The sequence below is a fragment of the Ignatzschineria sp. 22MB058224 genome (genome assembly GCF_058188435.1).
Genome location: NZ_CP187366.1, coordinates 1,722,730 through 1,739,346, shown reverse-complemented (window position 1 = coordinate 1,739,346; position 16,617 = coordinate 1,722,730). Strand labels below are relative to the sequence as shown.

Here is a 16,617-nt window from a genome sequence, read left to right as displayed (position 1 = left end):
CAAGGTTCATTTTTATTTTATCGAAGGAAAAATATGTCAATTACGTTTGAAGAAGCGCAAGATATCATCGCTCAGTCAGAGGAGATAATCTCTGCTTCAGAAATTCAAAGTGCTTATGACTCAATGGGGAAAGCGATCACTTATGATTTGGAGTTGTCAGATCCTCTCATTCTAGTGGTGATGAATGGGGCTTTAATTCCAGCAGGTCAGTTACTTACGCGTTTGAATTTTCCTTTTCAAATAGGTTATTTACATGCTTCAAGATACAATGGCAATACAGAAGGAGCAGAGCTTGAATGGATTGCAAGACCTTCTGTGGATGTTAAAGACCGAGTGGTATTACTTGTGGAAGATATCTTTGACGAAGGAACAACGTTAAAAGAGATTGTTTCAGTGATTCAGAAAATGGGGGCGCAGGTTGTCTATACAGCCGCGCTTGTGAATAAGGTTCATGAACGAAAACCAACAGATTTTAAAGTAAATTATATTGGCGTTGATGTTCCTGATCGGTATATATTTGGCTGCGGGATGGATTATCATGAATATTGGCGTAATCTCCCGGGTATATGGGCATTAAAAGAGTAGGTTACTATTTTAACTGAGGTGAGAAATGAGCAAAAACATCATGAAGAATTTCAAGCAATTGCTAATGCTAATGATATTTTCATTAGTAGCAATGGCTCCTCTTCAAGCGCAAGTGAAGTTAGAGATTGTCAAAGCCTCTAATGACGCATATCCGATTGCGCTTGTCGATCATGCCACAAACAATCAAGGTTTTTTAGGAATCATTACGAATGATCTACAACGTTCGGGACGTTTTTTACCTAAAACAGGTTTAGCTGTTCCAGAGCAGCTTACAACGATCACTCAGGCCGACAGCGGTATTTGGCGTGCGGCAGGAATTAATTTTATTGTTATCATTACCCCAAAAGGTAATATGTTGCAAGTTGATGTTGGTGATACTTTTACTAAAACAGTGCGTGCAAGTCGTCAGTTTCAATATCTAGCAGATGAGAAGGGTCAACGAGCTGTTGCGCATAAGATAGCAGATTTTATTTATGAAGCTATTATTGGGGTGCCTGGATCTTTTAGTTCAAAAGTTGCATATGTTTCTCGTAGTAATCGAAACTTTTCATTAGTTGTGGCAGATGCCGATGGTGCGTACCCTCAAGTGGTTCTTGAGTCACCTGAACCAATTTTATCACCAACATGGTCGCCTGATGGTCGTAAGCTCGCATATGCCTCTTTTGAAAAAAAACGTAATCAAATTATTGTACAGGATCTTTATACTGGCAATCGTCAAGTGGTTATTAGTGAGCCTGGAATTAACTCTGCACCGACATGGTCACCTGATGGACGTAAACTTGCTTTTACGCTCTCTAAAGATGGTAATCCTGAGATTTACACGGCGAATGCAGATGGCTCTGATTTACGTCGTTTGACAAGTCATCCTGGTATTGATACAGAGCCAGCTTGGGGGCGAGATGGGATGATTTATTTCACTTCTGATCGTGGCGGATCTCCACAAATTTATAAAATGCCAGAAAATGGTGGCCCGGCAGTTCGTGTAACCAATGATGGTAACTACAATGCAAATGCATCTATTTCCGCTGACGGCAAGCATTTAGCAATTATGCAGCGTTATCCGGGGCAAGGCTTTGGTATTGCTTTAATGGATTTGACAACAGGACAAGTAAAGCGTCTAACGAATGGTGGTAAAGATGAGGCACCAAGTTTTTCTGGTAATAGCCATATGATTCTCTATTCAGATGGTCGTGGCGGTTTAAAAATCATCTCTACTGATGGGAATGTCGAACAGCGTTTCTATGGGGTGGGTACAGATGTTCGTAAACCAAGCTGGTCTCCTAATATTCAGTAAATAAATTAACAAAAACTATTTTAACGAATCAATGAAATGAGGGAATATATGTATAAATTGTTTGTAAGAAGCATCATGATTGCCTTTCTAGGAATCTTTGTTGCGGCATGTAGTTCAACGGGAACCGACGTAAGTGGTGCAAATGGTAGTGGATTTGGTTCGGGTTATGGTTATAATCAAGGGCCGGCGAGTACCTATTATGATGCTGATTATGGCAAGCGTGGAACAGCGGATCGCATTATCTATTTTGATTTCGACTCAGATCGTTTGCGTAATGAATCCTATGATGTTGTTAAAGCCCATTCTGAGGAGTTAAAACGTAATCCTAATCGTGGAGTTTGGTTAGAAGGTCATACTGATGATCGTGGATCTCATGAATATAATATGGGGCTTGGTGAGCGTCGCGCAAATAGTGTGCGTAGTCTGATGTTACAATCAGGTGTTAATCCAAACCAGATTCGTGTACGCAGTTACGGTAAAGAGATGCCTGCAGTTGCAGGGTATGATGAGAGTGCATGGGCACAAAATCGTCGTGTAGAAATCGTCTATTAGTTGATGCTTCTAACAAAATGAGTAAAAATGAATTTGGCACCTATATATGGTATATAGGTGCTTTTCTCATTCAATAGGAATTAGTTGTGATTAAAAAAGAGAGCTTGGGACTTTATAAGCGGATTTTATCATATTCATTTCGATATCCGCTTATACTAGTGGCTTCGTTAGTGTGTGTTATTTTAGGTGGTTTTTCGGAAGCAGGTCTATTTTGGTTATTGAAACCTATTTTAGATGAAGGATTTGTGGAAAAAAACTCACTTTTTATTAAGTTAATGCCTTGGCTAGTGATCGGTGCCTTTTTGTGTATGAGTGCATTGAATTTTGCCGGAAGCTTTGGAATGCAGTGGATTTCTCAGCATGTGATTGTGAAGCTCCGTATTCAAATGTATGATAAGCTTTTGCACCTTCCTCAAACAGAATATGATAAGCATTCTACTGGTTTTTTTATGTCGAAGTTAACCTTTGATATCGCACAGCTTATGGCTGTTAGCTCCATGACGCTTGTCACCATTATTAAAGATAGCGCTGTTTTGGTAGGACTTATTATTGTTATGTTGGTGAATGACTGGAAAATCACCTTAATGGTTTTTTTGGTTGCGCCAATCTTATTTATTGTGCTTCGATATGTTTCTCGCCGGCTGCGAGGAATAGCACGAACAATGCAAAGGCACATGGGGGAATTTAACCATATTTTGGAAGAGGGGCTGAGAGGTCAGAAAGAAGTAAAACTTTTTGATGCCTATTCACAAATGAATGCGCGCTTTGTGAAAGTGAATAAAGATTTAAGACACTTAAATATGAAAAGTCTCATTGCGAGTCAGCTAGCGAGCCCGATATCACAAGTCTTTTTAGTAATTTTTATTGCAATGGTTATTTGGTATGCGTCTAACCAAGCTTCAAATAATTCTATTACAATAGGAAGTTTCTTATCGCTACTTGCTGCAATGGTGGGGATGTTGACACCTATTAAGCGTTTGGTGAGTACAAATGAAGCTTTACAAAGAGGGGCAGCAGGAGCTGAAGGTGTTTTTGGAATCTTAGATTCTGAAAGTGAGGCAGATAACGGTACTCAAAAGTTAGCGCATGTTGACGGTGCAATTACTTTTAGAAATGTACGATATCGTTATGAAGTCAGTGAGCAATATGCATTAAAAGGGATTAATCTTGAGATCTCTCCAAGAGAGACCGTTGCATTTGTAGGTGCATCAGGGAGTGGAAAAAGTACAACGGCTAATCTTTTTTCTCGGTTTTATGATGTGACTGAAGGAGAGATTACTTTAGATAATATTAATATTAATGATATAGATCTCGAAAATTATCGTTCGCATCTGAGTTATGTTGGTCAGCATGTTATCCTCTTTGCCGACACTATTGCGAATAATATTAGTTTTGGAAGTAAACAATATACGCGAGAAGAAATCCAGCGTGCCGCACGGCTTGCAAATGCAGACAAGTTTATTGAAGCCTTGCCTGATCAGTACGATACGGTGATTGGTGAAAATGGTGCAAAATTATCAGGTGGACAACGTCAGCGCATTGCAATTGCTAGGGCGCTATTGAAGAATGCCCCTATTTTAATTTTTGATGAAGCGACTAGTAGCTTAGATAATGAGAGTGAATATGCTATTCAAAAAGCGCTTAAGAGTATTAGTAAAGATAAAACGACAATTATCATTGCTCATCGTCTATCGACCATTGAAAATGCTGATAAAATAGTTGTTTTTCAAGAGGGTGAAATTGTTGAGATAGGAACACATCAAAAATTATTAGATAAAAATGGTTATTACGCAAAATTATATAAAGTTGATAAATCAGATGAATAACTCGATTTTTTAAGGTATTCTTTGCATAAGGGAAATTTGTTTGTATTAAAAATCCCACAATGTTGGAAATTTGATGCAAAAATGTATCAATTCTAATAAAAATGAGATATGATTAACCCGTTAGTTTGTATTATTTGAAGGTAACTTGTTACAACTGTCTGTAATACATTTATTTTAATTCGTAATTAAGTGGAGACTTATATGAAAAAGCAATTGATTATTGCTGCATTAGCAGGTCTATTCGCGACTTCTACAGCTGTAGCAGCGACAGATTCGTTGGTCGATAGACAAGGTGATTTTGTAAGAGATCGTCAAGGTGAGTGTGTATTAGTGAAAGATGGCGTACCAGGATGTGGTATCGTTATTCAAGATTTAACTTTCTCAGCAGATACATTCTTTGATTTTGACAAAGCAACACTTCGTCCACAAGGTCGTGAGTTACTTAACAAAGTAGCAGCAGAGCTTGTTAAAAACGAAAATGGCGTAAAATCAATTAGCCTCGTAGGTCACACTGACTCAACAGGTAGTGCGGCATACAACTTAAAATTATCTGAGCGTCGTGCAGATTCAGTACGTAACTATTTAATCGAGCGCGGTGTTCCAGCATCTCTTATCACTGCGAAAGGTGAAGGAATCAGCTACACATTTGATAATGCAACTGCAGAAGGTCGTGCTAAAAATCGTCGTGTAGATGTTAAAATCGAAGCAGTAAGAGAAGTTAAAGTTGATTAATTCTTAAAAGAATTTCAATAATAAAAAAAGCACTCACTTGAGTGCTTTTTTTGTCTGTTACATACAGTGTAAAAGGGATGCGTCCCGTAGTAGTCGGTTGCAAACTATCAAGACTCTTGAACGCGTACGTTCAAGTGGAAACTGAACAAACTTCTTTAGGCTTCTGAATTTAATCAGCTTGCACACCGAAATTTGATAACAGCATATTCCAAAATATTAAAATTAGGATCAAGAGGTGTATGATAGTCAATAACGCTCGTACATAACAGGAACGCATCAACAATAGTTTTGCACAAAAACAGTAATTTTTCAAATTACGATTGTGCTATAAATAGTGCATAAATCTTACATTTACTTCTTTGTTGAAGAATATTAACAGCCTGATAAAAGGTTTGCCCTGTTGTACGGACATCATCAATTAAAAGAATATTTTGGTTATTTAAGTAATTTTTGAATACTCGATTGATGAAAAAATCATTTTCTAAATTTCTTAGACGCTCTTTTCGGGAGAGATTAGTCTGTGGGATTGAAAAGGCCCGTTTTAATAAAATATTGTCTTGATAATTTAATTCTGCTCTTTTTGCTAAAGCGCGAGTTATTTCTGCAACTGGATTGTAACCTCTTTGCGCAATACGTATACGCCCACTGGGCATTGGGATGCATAAGGTATTCAAGGGGATATGGGCAATAAAAGAGGTGCTGGTGTGCCATATAAGGTCATTGAAAGTTTTATAGATGTATGGCTTTAGTGAATATTTCATAGACTTAATGAGTTGCTGTATACCTTTAGAGTATTGAAAACAAATGTGAGCATTCATTAAGTGAGGTTGTTTTCTTTTGCATTTATGACACAGAAAGGTCTCTTTTGTATCGCAAATGATACATTTGCGCTGAGCTAATGGTAATGCTTTTGTGCAGTTATTGCATAAAAAAGGAGTCTCGTGATCTTCTTTCCCGAGTCTAACTTTGCAGAGTAAGCAGTAGTGGGGAAATAGATGTTTAAAAAACATATATTTTTCTCAGTACGTTAGGACGATGTAGTTTTGTTAGAGATGAATATCAATAGCGATAGGATCGTGATCAGAAAAACGTTTTTCTAATTTAAGGTTAGTATTAAGATGGAAGATTTGTGGATTACTAATATTAAGCTCTGTATCGACCAGAATATAATCGAGAACAACAGGGCAATTTCTATGTTTAGTTGTATAGAGTCGACCTTGTCTGATTGACCAAATAGAATTTAATCGCTCTTGAGTAAGGATTTTTAAGGTGTCACTATTGGGCGTATCATTTAGGTCTCCCAAGATGATTAATTTTTTACAAGCGTTATCTTTATTCCCGGATAGCAAGGTTTGCATTATAAGATGCGCTTGTGCGTTCCGCTGTTTTTTTGCAATTTTTTTCTCTTGATTTGTCGGTGCATGTTGTGACTTTAAGTGGCAATTGACGAGTGTTAATTGGATATTATTGACATTTATTTCTATGGCGAGCGGAATGCGAGATTGAAAAAATGGATTGTTCTCATGACTATTCTTTTCAGAGCTTGCAGATATTGAAATTAATGGGTAACAATCTAGGACAGTGATCTCATTTTTGATTAGAAAGGCGGAACGAATATTTAAGCCTTGCGCTCCTCCAGATTGGTTCATCATAGGAGCAACTTCATAATAATGATATTTTATTTGAGTTCGCTCTTGAATCGTCTCTATAAGCTCATTTGCAATAGCGGTAGCCTTGATTGGTACTTGTAGATGGTAATCTTCTTCTGTTTGAACGGCAATTTCTTGTAATGCGATGATGTCAGGGAGATTTAGTTGCTCGATTAATGCTTCGATGAAATTTTGCTTCTTCTCTATTGCGGAATGAAGATGCAAATTTTGAAGGTTACAAGAGGCGACTGTAATTTTCATTATTGATAGAGATATTCAATAGCTGTGAGTATTGCATGCTTTTGTGCATTTTCATTTTGCTTAGCATCCTGCAACAACTGTTTGAATTTCGTTTGATACTTATTTTTAAAATACTCTCGCTTAATAATAGTGTAATGATCCCATTCTATTCTTTCATGTTCATGGAGTGTTTCGAGGAAATTACGTGCTCGATAGATGAAAAGTAGTGGCATTACCCGTTCATCATGAAAAGAAAAATCATAATTTTGCAAATCATATCCATTCATGTGGGGAATAAGATCCATTTGGCGGCGATCACTTGTTTCAAAAAAGCCTTGGTATAAAAGCGTTTCAACGGGTGTATTCTGAAGGGGATTATCAAAAATAGCCCCTCGTTGAAATACCGCTTCAATTTTTGAAGTCAATTCTTGGTGATGTTTGAATAATAATTTGTAATTCGCTAGCGCAAATGATGGGTCGATAACATCTTTAGGTAATGTTTTGGCAATGCCGAATGGCGCCAGAATAGGGCATTTATTAAGGAAAATAGTTTTGATGGGGAGGCGCTGTTCGCCCGGTTCAAGCTCTGCGGAAGGCGTATAGAGTTTTTTGCGGATAGTCATTGCATCTAGCTCTAGTAAAGGAGTGACATCTCCCATGAGATCAACGGTAATAAGCTCATTTCGATTATTCCTATTAGTGGTAAGAGGCATGACAATAGAAAAATTTTTCCGAATCTGCCCAAACATTCCCGATACATGTAAAAGAGGTGTTAGTTGTTCAAAGTCGATTAAGCGTTGTAGATCTCTCGCTCTACGGTGTGCAAAATAGAAATCAAATAGACGAGGTTGTTTTTTTTGGATAAGTTTTGCCATGCCAATAGTGGCATAAACATCACTTAAAGCATCATGGGCTTTCTCATGAAGCAAATTATTCGCTTTAGAGAGATTTTCAAGTTTTAAGCTTACTTCGTTGTTCTCATTTTGGGGCCAATTAATTCCCTCAGGGCGAAATGCATAAGTTGCTCGCACGACATCAAGTAGATCCCAGCGTGAATTATTATTTTGCCAACTATATGCATAAGGATCATAAAAATTACGATAAAACAGATAACGAATCATCTCATCATCAAAGCGGATATTGTTGTATCCCAAAATACAAGTTCCAGGTTGAGAAAACTCTTGATGAATAGCTTTTGCAAAATCAGTTTCTAATATTCCTTTTTCAGAAGCTTCTTGTGGTGTGATTCCTGTAATAAGAATAGACTCAGGATCAGGAATATAATCTTTCGGCGGTTGGCAATATAGATTAATAGGCTCATCAATGATATTAAATTGGTGATCTGTACGAATCCCTGCAAATTGCGCAATACGATCTTCTTTTGGGTCTAACCCAAATGTCTCAAGATCATAAAAAAAGAAGGTCTGTGTCACTTAAGTTCCTTAGATAAAAAGCGATGCTGTTTATTTATAGGGAGAAATTCTCGCCAAGATAAACGCGTCGAACATCGTTATGATTAAGGAGATATTCAGTATTTCCTTCAGCAATAACTGTACCGGCACTAAGAATATAGGATCGTTCACATATCGATAATGTTTCACGGATATTATGATCCGTAATAAGAATGCCAATATTTCGTTCAGAAAGCTCAATAATAATTGATTGAATATCTGAAACAGAGAGCGGGTCAACTCCAGCAAAAGGTTCGTCGAGGAGTAAAAATTTTGGATTGAGTGCGAGGCTTCGCGCGATTTCTACGCGGCGACGTTCTCCTCCAGATAACGAAATTCCTAAAGAGTTTGCGATGTGGGTAATTTTAAAATCCTCCAGTAGTTGATCTGTAAGATTTTCTTGCGCTTTTTTATCAAGATCCTTGCGAGTTTGGCAAATTGCAAGAATATTATCGCGGCTTGTCATTTTACGAAAAATAGAGGCTTCTTGAGGAAGGTAGCCAATACCTAGCTGTGCACGAACGTGCATAGGGCTTTTACTGATTTCTTGATCATCTAAAAAAACTTCCCCTTCATCTGGGGTGATTAAACCAACCGTCATGTAGAAGCTTGTTGTTTTTCCTGCGCCATTGGGGCCAAGTAAACCGACGACTTCTCCTTGTCGAATATGAAATGAAGCACCATTTACAACTGTGCGACTTTTAAAACGCTTGATAAGATTTTGGGCGGTTAGTAACATAATTTTTCTCTTTATCGCGTTGTTTAACTTACTTTTTGTTATCCATTTGAATAGTAAAATGAACTCGTTCATCAGAGTTTCGCTCAGCATTTATGACACGAGTTTCAAGATTATAGATAATTTTATTGGCAACAGCTATATCGTTATTTTGCTCAACTTGCGCCTCATTCTCGAGTATAAGAATGTTTTTTTTAGGGAAATAGCTGAGTTTTTTACCTTCACCAAAGACCCAAGGTTCATTCGCTTTAGGAAGATCTTTAATTTTAACAGGATTTCCTGTTGCAATAATATATTCAAGCTCACCATCGATTAATTGGAAAATTGCTTCATTGGCTTGAATTTCAAGATTGCCTTGCGTCATCAGCACATTACCTCGATAGATACCTGTTGGAGTGCCATTTGTAAATTCTGACCAGTCTGCATCAATATTGAGCGGAAGATTTCGATCTTCTGGAATTGCAAAAGCAATATGCACAACGATAGCGCTTATTAAAATAACTCTTAATGAGAGTCTTTTCCAGAGGGAACTGTATAAGTTACTCATCGGTATTCTCCTGGTTTACAACAAATGTTGAATGAACATCATCTAAAAGTGTGAACTTTTCTTGATGAGGAAATCCTATCAAGCCGATTCCAGTAATTACGCGTAAAGGTGTAGCGATTTTTACAAAGATATCGGAAGTGACTTTTTCACCTTGATCATGAATTAGTAATTTTTCAGTTGTGACGCGAAGGTCATTTTGAGGGTTTTTGTAGTCTGGTTGAAAAAGAATGACATTTTCAGTCAAGGTAATAAGGTTTTGGTCTTCCGAGATGACCGCACTATTACTTGTTGCCTTCCAATCATATATTAGTGATTTTTCCATGTTGCCGCTATGAATTTCTTTATTCATAAGAGGGTCATAATGGGTAAGTTTTGGAAATACTAAAGTACTCCCGCGAGCGTCATCGTAATGAGTAAGTTTATCACCAATAAGAAGGTATATCCGTTCTCCATCAGGGTTGTAACGAAAAATCTCATAGTTGTTCATGATTAACTGAGGTTCATTTGAATTGATCGCCGGAGGATCTTGACTATCTTTATAAATCAACCATGCAAAATAGATGAGCACTCCTAAAATGAAGAGCTGTAAAAATCGTTTTAAGATCATTGAGTTACTCATGAAGGTTTTCTTTTAAAGATTCGGTTAATACTATTGTACTATTTTTTGGTTAGGGTACGAATTTCTAGATTCTCATCTGCCATCAACAGTATATCCGCACCTCTTGCGGCAAATAAACCATTTGTAACTACCCCCGTGATTTGGTTAATGGATGCTTCAAGCTGGATAGGGCTCGTGATTTTCAAACCTTCAACATCCACAATGATGTTGTTGTTATCCGTGATAAAACCGCTACGAATATGTGCTTTAGCACCCATTTGTTCCATCTTACGAATCACGTAATGAGCTGCCATTGGGATAACTTCGATCGGTAGTGGAAATTTTCCGAGTGTTTCAACAAGTTTTGATTGATCTGCAATGCAAACAAAACGATCGGCGTGCGCCGCTACAATTTTTTCACGAGTGAGCGCTCCACCACCACCTTTGATCATCGCAAGGTGATGGTTTATTTCATCTGCTCCATCAATATAGGTATTGATTTTGGTAAGATCTGCAAGGTCAACAATCGGAATCCCAAATTTTGCGACTTGTTTAGATGTGCGTTCTGAACTAGAAGCAACACCTTTTATCTCAAAAGGTAGCGTTGGTAGGAGTTGTATTAGACAGTCGACAGTAGATCCTGTACCAAGACCAAGGATCTGATTAGGTTCAATATATTCGAGTGCTGCTTTGGCCACAGCTTCTTTTTGTTGTAATGCGTTCATATGTTGTACTTTTAGAGTGAGGAGAATTAAAGACGGTATCTTTAGTACTTAATCAAATATATAAGGATTAATCATTTATCTAGTATAGAGATTAAGGTATAGTGGTAGGCCATAATTATACTCGTAAAATTGATAAAGGGAACATCAAATGCCAGTAGCAAAAGATAAAGTAGTAGGCGTAATTTATACCTTAACTGATGATCAAGGTAATGTGGTTGATTCAAATAAAGGGCAAGAGACGCTTGAATATATTCAAGGGCATGGAATGATGATTCCTGGCTTTGAAAAAGCATTAGAAGGCTCGGTAGAGGGCCAAACAATTTCATTTAGCGTATCGCCAGAAGAGGGTTATGGTGAAGCGAATGAAGATTTTATTATTGAAGTTCCAAGAACTGCTTTTCCTGAAGATGAAGAAGTGCAAGTGGGTTGGCAAGTAACAGGTACAACACCTGATGGTCAAATGCAAGCATTTCGTGTGCTAGCTGTGTCTGATGAAACGATCAAGTTAGATGCAAACCATCCATTAGCAGGTCAAAATTTAAATTTTGAAGTTGAAGTAGTGGCTGTGCGTGATGCTTCGGAACAAGAGTTATCTCATGGACATGTGCATCATGATGGCCATGATCATTAATTTAATGTTTGGATGATTGAAAAAATCTCTATGGCACAGAATAAAATATTTCAGATAAAGGGAGAACTATCGACAATGATGGTTCTCTATTTAAATAGTATCGACTTAAAAGCACTTGAAGATGAGCTTTCTGGGCAGATAGAGCGATCGCCACAAATTTTTAAAGGAATTCCAATCGTTGTGGATCTTTCTGCAATTGATATTGGAAATAGTATTGATCTTAATTGGCTTAAAAATTTGTTAACTGTTCGTCATTTGATTCCTGTGGGGATTCGTAATGCAAATGATTCGCTTAGAGAAAAGGCGGCACTAGCAGGGTGGGCGATACTCTCTGATAATGGTGGAAAAGCTAAAGCTAGGGAGCAGACTCAAAACGTTCAAGCTTCTGAAGCTTCAACAACAGTATCTCCCAATGAGTCGAGTGTATCTTCATCTGTGACTGAAGCCAGTTTATCTACCGAAACGACTGTCCATGTTCAGCAAGTACGCTCAGGACAACAATTATCAGTACCAAAAGGCGATCTCATCGTTGTAAACTCTGTGAATGAGGGATCTGAACTGTTAGTAGATGGAAATATCCATGTTTATGGTGTTCTGCGAGGTAGAGCGTTGGCGGGAATTCATGGAAATAAAAACGTACGTATTTTTTGTCAATCTTTAGAAGCCGAACTCATCTCGATTGCAGGGTTTTATAAGATGCAAGAAGACATTCCAGAAGAGTTCTGGGGAAAGAGTGTACAGATATATCTGCTAGGTGAAGAATTAAAGATTGAGCCGTTTATAAAATAAGGTAAAATCACTCAACTTATTGATTGATTTGCATCAAAACGAATAGCGCGGCATGAAGTATGCTGTCTAAATATAGATATAATAACGAAAGAATATTATCTAGAATATCTTTTGAAATTTAATGTATTTATATTTTAAAATGGATTAATAGACAATATAGAAATTTTGGGAGCAACGAGTGGCAAGAATCATTGTTGTAACATCTGGAAAAGGTGGGGTCGGAAAGACAACGACTAGCGCGAGCATCGCAGCGGGGCTCGCAAAAAGCGGACATAAAACAGCAGTCATCGATTTTGATGTAGGCTTGCGTAATTTAGATCTTATTATGGGGTGTGAGCGTCGTGTTGTTTATGATTTTGTAAATGTTGTAAATGAAGAAGCAACGCTCGCGCAAACATTAATTAAAGATCGTCGTCTTGATAATCTCTTTATTCTACCAGCTTCGCAAACTCGCGATAAAGATGCTCTAACTAAAGAGGGGGTTGAGCGAGTTATGCAAGAGCTTGATAAAATGGGCTTTGAGTTCATTTTATGTGATTCACCCGCGGGAATTGAAAAGGGTGCGCAGCTAGCAATGTATTTCGCTGATGATGCTATTATTACGACAAATCCTGAGGTTTCATCTGTACGTGACTCAGATCGTATTCTTGGTTTATTAGCGAGTAAAACAAAACGAGCAGAAGAAGGTAAAGAGATTGGCCAACACTTAGTGATCAATCGCTATAACCCTGCACGAGCAGAAAATGGTGATATGTTGTCTGTTAATGATATTCTCGATATATTGGGTATCCCATTATTAGGGGTTGTACCAGAATCACAAGCGGTTCTTCAATGCTCAAACTCTGGCGAGCCGGTTATTATGAATGAAGAGTCTGATGCAGGGCAGGCGTTTAACGATATTGTTGATCGTTTTTTAGGCAAAGATATTCCGCATCGTTTCATTGATGCACCTAAGAAAGGATTTTTTGGACGTCTATTTGGAGGTTAATCATGCTTAGTCTATTATTTGGTAAACGCCGGAAAACGAATACAGCATCGATTGCTAAAGAGCGTCTACAAATTATTGTCGCACATGAGCGAGCTAAAAATCTTGATGGTGGTAAAGAGCGTGATCCTGTTTTTATGCAAGATCTTCAAAAGGATATTTTAGAAGTTGTGCGTCGTTATCTTCCAGTAGAATCGCGGCAAATTAATATCTCCATGGACAGGGATGGTGATTGTGATGTTTTAGAATTAAACATCGTGCTCTCAGATGATGAACAGAAAGAATCATAAAAATTATGATTAATCCTTTGTTTTAGAAATAAAATTAAAACTAGGAAACTTTTAAAGAGCCGTATTTAAGTACGGCTTTTTTATGGAAAAAAACTTGCAATTTTTTTTTTGATCTAATATAACGAAATAGAGTGATGAGGCTTATGCGTTTAGATAAGTGGTTATGGGCAGCTCGATTTTACAAGACTCGGCGTCTAGCGACGGATGAAATTAACAAAGGTCGCATTAAAGTCAACGGTGTTGAAGCAAAACCGGCAAGAAATATCTCAATTGGCGATAAAATAACGATTCGTAAGCAACAAGTGATTTACGAAGTTGAAGTGTGTCTGCTCATCGAGCAACGAGGACCTGCTTCTGTGGCGACGACGATGTATTGCGAAACTGATGAGAGTATCGCAAGGCGTGAACATGAACGCGAATTGCGCAAGTTATCCCCACAACCAACCTCTGAAACAATGACGAGTCGCGATAAACGACGTCTACGTGATGTCAAACATGGAAAAATATTTTAATAATACAGATGGAGAGTAAAAAATGGGTTACCGGTCAGAGGTTGATTTATTAGGGGAATTATCCGTACCAAATGATGCATATTATGGAATTCATACCCAACGAGCAATTGAGAACTTCACCATTTCAACCCAGAAAAATCGCGATAATCCAGAGTTTATTTTTGGTTTAGCCGCTGTCAAAAAGGCCGCTGCAAAAGCGAACATGGATTTAGGAACGATTGACCCTAAAGTTGGAAACGCGATTGTTGCTGCATGTGATCTTTTGATGAAAGATACAACATATTATGAACATTTCCCAATCGATGCTTTCCAAGGTGGTGCAGGAACATCGATGAATATGAATATGAATGAAGTTGTTGCGAATCTTGCATTAGAGAGCTTGGGCTACGAAAAAGGTCGTTATGACATAATTAATCCTAATGATCATGTCAATGAATCACAATCGACGAATGATGCCTATCCAACCGGAATGCGTGTCGCATTCTACAAAGTATCAGATCAATTAATTGAAGCTGCAACCTATCTTTATGACGGCTTAAAAAAGAAAGAGGCTGAATTTATTGATGTGATGAAAATGGGGCGTACACAGTTGCAGGATGCGGTACCTATGACGCTAGGAATGGAATTTGGTGCATTTGCTTATCAGATTCAAAAAGGCATCGAGTTTCTTAAAACTGCGCGTCAATCATTATTATCAGTAAATCTAGGCGGAACAGCTATTGGAACAGGTATTAATACACCGCAGGGCTATTCGAAGCTTGCAACAAAATATCTTGCAGAGATTACTGGATACCCATTTGCACCAGCAGATGATCTTATCGCCGCAACTTCTGATTTATCAGATTTTGTTTATTTCCATTCGGCAATTAAAGGTTTTGCTGTAAAAATGTCGAAGATGGCAAATGATTTGCGCCTCTTATCTTCAGGCCCTAGAGCTGGTCTTAAAGAGATTAATTTGCCAGAGCTTCAAGCGGGAAGTTCAATTATGCCGGCAAAAATTAACCCTGTGTTACCAGAAGCTGTGAATAATGCTTGCTTTAAAGTCTTTGGAAATGATACAGCCGTCTTAACCGCAGCAGAAGCCGGGCAATTGCAGTTGAATGCAATGGAGCCGGTAATTGCGCAATCAACGCTTGAGTCGATGATGTTACTTAAAAACGCATGTCGTTCATTACAAGATCGTTGTATTATCGGTATTACCGCTAATGAATCGTATTGTTTGAACTACATTTTAAATTCGATTGGTATTATCACTTATCTTAATCCTATCATCGGGCATAGCGAAGGAGATATTGTAGGTCGTATTTGTGCTAAAACTGGCAAGAGTGTACGTGATGTTGTTCTAGAGCGTGGCTTGATGGAAGCGGATGAATTTGACAAAATGTTTTCTATTGACAATCTTCGTAGAACTTTAGGTTTGCAATAAGCATCTATAAATGACAAATATTATTACGCTAGATTCGCCTCTGATTACAGAGGCGAATCTATTTTTAAAAGAGTATCAACGAACTTATCGTGAACATAGTGTACGTGCAAAATATTATGCGTTAACGCAATTGATTCAGTTTTTGATAGAAGAAGAGATTCAAGAGTGGGATTTATGTGATGACCAGGTTCTTCGACGTTATATTATTACACGGGCACAAAAAGCAGTAGAAGGTGCGAAACGGAAACTACGAAGTAGTAGTTTAGAAACCCAGCTTGCATCGATTCGTATTTTTTTTCAGTTTTTAGTTGAACGAGATCAAATTCCTTCAAATTATGCACGTCTCGTCTCTTCGCCGAAAAGAGCTCAAAGGCTTCCAAAGGTTGTAGATGCAGAGTTGTTAGGGAGAATACTCAATAGAATACCAGAGAATGAAGTTGAAATACGTGATTTAGCAATTTTAGAGCTGCTCTATTCGAGTGGATTACGACTAGCAGAAGTCGCCGCCTTAAACTTATCGCATTTACAAATAAATGAACAAATCGTCAGAGTTGTCGATGGTAAGGGGGGAAAAGATCGGATCGTTCCGGTGGGATCAAAAGCAATCGAAGCTCTCGAAAATTGGTTGGTAACTCGAGCCGTTTGGCGTAAAGATGTTCGTGATGCTGAAAATGCTCTTTTTCTTTCTAAACAAGGGACGCGACTTTCTGAGCGGCAAATTAGTCGGCGTGTGAAGGCTTATGCAGAAAAAAGTGGCGTTAATATTAATCTTCACCCACACCTTTTGCGCCATTCGATGGCGACGCATGTTTTAGAATCTAGTCAGGATATTCGTCTTGTACAGGAGTTATTGGGGCATGCTGATATTTCTACTACGCAGGTCTATACACATCTTAACTTTGATCATTTAGCAAAAGTATTTGATGGTGCTCATCCGCGAGCACGGCGTAAAAAGAAAGAAAAATAAGGGCGATAAAGACCAATTAAATCCGGCTTAAAAAAAAAGCTCATGACCGAAGTCATGAGCTTTTTTATTAAAGTCTAAATTA

Annotated in this window: 19 protein-coding genes and 1 other RNA gene; 12 read left to right on the top strand and 8 right to left on the bottom strand. The window is 38.0% G+C overall.

The window, feature by feature from the left end:
- Positions 1-33 precede the first annotated feature (33 nt).
- The 5 genes from ACPF7B_RS07610 to ACPF7B_RS07590 all read left to right on the top strand — a co-directional run bounded on the left by ACPF7B_RS07610 (position 34) and on the right by ACPF7B_RS07590 (position 4,989).
- Complete coding sequence (locus tag ACPF7B_RS07610) at positions 34-585, top strand: hypoxanthine-guanine phosphoribosyltransferase (RefSeq protein WP_490505216.1); 552 nt, start codon at positions 34-36, stop codon at positions 583-585.
- A gap of 25 nt (positions 586-610) precedes the next feature.
- Positions 611-1,879: a Tol-Pal system beta propeller repeat protein TolB gene (gene tolB / locus ACPF7B_RS07605; protein ID WP_490505215.1), complete on the top strand. Its 1,269-nt coding sequence runs from the start codon at positions 611-613 to the stop codon at positions 1,877-1,879.
- Between the two features lie 48 nt (positions 1,880-1,927).
- Complete coding sequence (gene pal, locus ACPF7B_RS07600) at positions 1,928-2,431, top strand: peptidoglycan-associated lipoprotein Pal (protein ID WP_490505214.1); 504 nt, start codon at positions 1,928-1,930, stop codon at positions 2,429-2,431.
- Positions 2,432-2,517: 86 nt separating this feature from the next.
- Positions 2,518-4,257 (top strand): lipid A export permease/ATP-binding protein MsbA, encoded by a 1,740-nt coding sequence (msbA, locus tag ACPF7B_RS07595; RefSeq protein ID WP_490505213.1) that lies wholly within the window; start codon positions 2,518-2,520, stop codon positions 4,255-4,257.
- A 201-nt stretch (positions 4,258-4,458) separates the two neighbouring features.
- The gene (locus ACPF7B_RS07590) at positions 4,459-4,989 is read left to right on the top strand and encodes an OmpA family protein (protein WP_490505212.1); all 531 of its coding nucleotides are present in this window, start codon (positions 4,459-4,461) and stop codon (positions 4,987-4,989) included.
- A 78-nt stretch (positions 4,990-5,067) separates the two neighbouring features.
- On the opposite strand, the gene ssrS is transcribed toward ACPF7B_RS07590, so the two are convergent.
- From ssrS to rpiA, 8 genes are all read right to left on the bottom strand, one after another.
- A non-coding RNA gene (gene ssrS / locus ACPF7B_RS07585) (6S RNA) lies at positions 5,068-5,264 on the bottom strand.
- Positions 5,265-5,303: 39 nt separating this feature from the next.
- Positions 5,304-5,807 carry a ComF family protein gene (locus tag ACPF7B_RS07580; RefSeq protein WP_490505211.1) on the bottom strand — a complete coding sequence of 168 codons (504 nt, stop codon included), beginning with the start codon at positions 5,805-5,807 and terminating at the stop codon, positions 5,304-5,306.
- Between the two features lie 228 nt (positions 5,808-6,035).
- On the bottom strand, positions 6,036-6,899 hold the full coding sequence (locus ACPF7B_RS07575) for an endonuclease/exonuclease/phosphatase family protein (RefSeq protein ID WP_490505210.1): 864 nt from the start codon (positions 6,897-6,899) through the stop codon (positions 6,036-6,038).
- Complete coding sequence (gene sbcB, locus ACPF7B_RS07570) at positions 6,899-8,311, bottom strand: exodeoxyribonuclease I (RefSeq protein WP_490505209.1); 1,413 nt, start codon at positions 8,309-8,311, stop codon at positions 6,899-6,901. The genes ACPF7B_RS07575 and sbcB overlap by 1 nt, the downstream gene beginning before the upstream one ends.
- 34 nt (positions 8,312-8,345) lie before the next feature.
- The gene (gene lptB / locus ACPF7B_RS07565; RefSeq protein WP_490505208.1) at positions 8,346-9,068 is read right to left on the bottom strand and encodes an LPS export ABC transporter ATP-binding protein; all 723 of its coding nucleotides are present in this window, start codon (positions 9,066-9,068) and stop codon (positions 8,346-8,348) included.
- Between the two features lie 28 nt (positions 9,069-9,096).
- A complete protein-coding gene (gene lptA / locus ACPF7B_RS07560) occupies positions 9,097-9,612 on the bottom strand; it encodes a lipopolysaccharide transport periplasmic protein LptA (protein ID WP_490505207.1) in 516 nt (171 codons plus the stop codon).
- On the bottom strand, positions 9,605-10,231 hold the full coding sequence (gene lptC, locus ACPF7B_RS07555) for an LPS export ABC transporter periplasmic protein LptC (protein WP_490505206.1): 627 nt from the start codon (positions 10,229-10,231) through the stop codon (positions 9,605-9,607). The genes lptA and lptC overlap by 8 nt, the downstream gene beginning before the upstream one ends.
- A gap of 38 nt (positions 10,232-10,269) precedes the next feature.
- Positions 10,270-10,935, bottom strand: a complete 666-nt coding sequence (gene rpiA / locus ACPF7B_RS07550; protein WP_490505205.1) for a ribose-5-phosphate isomerase RpiA — start codon at positions 10,933-10,935, stop codon at positions 10,270-10,272.
- 148 nt (positions 10,936-11,083) lie between these two features.
- Between rpiA and ACPF7B_RS07545 the strand changes: the two genes are divergently transcribed.
- The 7 genes from ACPF7B_RS07545 to ACPF7B_RS07515 all read left to right on the top strand — a co-directional run bounded on the left by ACPF7B_RS07545 (position 11,084) and on the right by ACPF7B_RS07515 (position 16,535).
- Positions 11,084-11,566, top strand: coding sequence for an FKBP-type peptidyl-prolyl cis-trans isomerase (locus ACPF7B_RS07545; protein ID WP_490505204.1), 483 nt, complete (start codon positions 11,084-11,086; stop codon positions 11,564-11,566).
- A 30-nt stretch (positions 11,567-11,596) separates the two neighbouring features.
- Positions 11,597-12,355, top strand: a complete 759-nt coding sequence (gene minC / locus ACPF7B_RS07540; protein WP_490505203.1) for a septum site-determining protein MinC — start codon at positions 11,597-11,599, stop codon at positions 12,353-12,355.
- Positions 12,356-12,533: 178 nt separating this feature from the next.
- Positions 12,534-13,343, top strand: coding sequence for a septum site-determining protein MinD (minD, locus tag ACPF7B_RS07535; protein WP_490505202.1), 810 nt, complete (start codon positions 12,534-12,536; stop codon positions 13,341-13,343).
- A 2-nt stretch (positions 13,344-13,345) separates the two neighbouring features.
- Positions 13,346-13,630: a cell division topological specificity factor MinE gene (gene minE / locus ACPF7B_RS07530; RefSeq protein ID WP_490505201.1), complete on the top strand. Its 285-nt coding sequence runs from the start codon at positions 13,346-13,348 to the stop codon at positions 13,628-13,630.
- Positions 13,631-13,773: 143 nt separating this feature from the next.
- Positions 13,774-14,142 (top strand): RNA-binding S4 domain-containing protein, encoded by a 369-nt coding sequence (locus ACPF7B_RS07525; protein WP_490505200.1) that lies wholly within the window; start codon positions 13,774-13,776, stop codon positions 14,140-14,142.
- Positions 14,143-14,164: 22 nt separating this feature from the next.
- A complete protein-coding gene (locus ACPF7B_RS07520) occupies positions 14,165-15,568 on the top strand; it encodes an aspartate ammonia-lyase (RefSeq protein WP_490505199.1) in 1,404 nt (467 codons plus the stop codon).
- A 10-nt stretch (positions 15,569-15,578) separates the two neighbouring features.
- On the top strand, positions 15,579-16,535 hold the full coding sequence (locus ACPF7B_RS07515) for a tyrosine recombinase XerC (RefSeq protein WP_490505198.1): 957 nt from the start codon (positions 15,579-15,581) through the stop codon (positions 16,533-16,535).
- Positions 16,536-16,617: the final 82 nt, after the last annotated feature.

Coding starts and splice junctions, on each gene's coding strand:
- ACPF7B_RS07575 (WP_490505210.1), bottom strand. CDS start 6,899: ATGAAAATTACAGTCGCCTCTTGTAACCTTCAAAATTTGCATCTTCAT.
- tolB (WP_490505215.1), top strand. CDS start 611: ATGAGCAAAAACATCATGAAGAATTTCAAGCAATTGCTAATGCTAATG.
- ACPF7B_RS07590 (WP_490505212.1), top strand. CDS start 4,459: ATGAAAAAGCAATTGATTATTGCTGCATTAGCAGGTCTATTCGCGACT.
- minE (WP_490505201.1), top strand. CDS start 13,346: ATGCTTAGTCTATTATTTGGTAAACGCCGGAAAACGAATACAGCATCG.
- ACPF7B_RS07515 (WP_490505198.1), top strand. CDS start 15,579: ATGACAAATATTATTACGCTAGATTCGCCTCTGATTACAGAGGCGAAT.
- lptC (WP_490505206.1), bottom strand. CDS start 10,231: ATGAGTAACTCAATGATCTTAAAACGATTTTTACAGCTCTTCATTTTA.
- ACPF7B_RS07525 (WP_490505200.1), top strand. CDS start 13,774: ATGCGTTTAGATAAGTGGTTATGGGCAGCTCGATTTTACAAGACTCGG.
- ACPF7B_RS07545 (WP_490505204.1), top strand. CDS start 11,084: ATGCCAGTAGCAAAAGATAAAGTAGTAGGCGTAATTTATACCTTAACT.
- ACPF7B_RS07520 (WP_490505199.1), top strand. CDS start 14,165: ATGGGTTACCGGTCAGAGGTTGATTTATTAGGGGAATTATCCGTACCA.
- ACPF7B_RS07610 (WP_490505216.1), top strand. CDS start 34: ATGTCAATTACGTTTGAAGAAGCGCAAGATATCATCGCTCAGTCAGAG.
- rpiA (WP_490505205.1), bottom strand. CDS start 10,935: ATGAACGCATTACAACAAAAAGAAGCTGTGGCCAAAGCAGCACTCGAA.
- lptB (WP_490505208.1), bottom strand. CDS start 9,068: ATGTTACTAACCGCCCAAAATCTTATCAAGCGTTTTAAAAGTCGCACA.
- pal (WP_490505214.1), top strand. CDS start 1,928: ATGTATAAATTGTTTGTAAGAAGCATCATGATTGCCTTTCTAGGAATC.
- ACPF7B_RS07580 (WP_490505211.1), bottom strand. CDS start 5,807: ATGAATGCTCACATTTGTTTTCAATACTCTAAAGGTATACAGCAACTC.
- lptA (WP_490505207.1), bottom strand. CDS start 9,612: ATGAGTAACTTATACAGTTCCCTCTGGAAAAGACTCTCATTAAGAGTT.
- minC (WP_490505203.1), top strand. CDS start 11,597: ATGGCACAGAATAAAATATTTCAGATAAAGGGAGAACTATCGACAATG.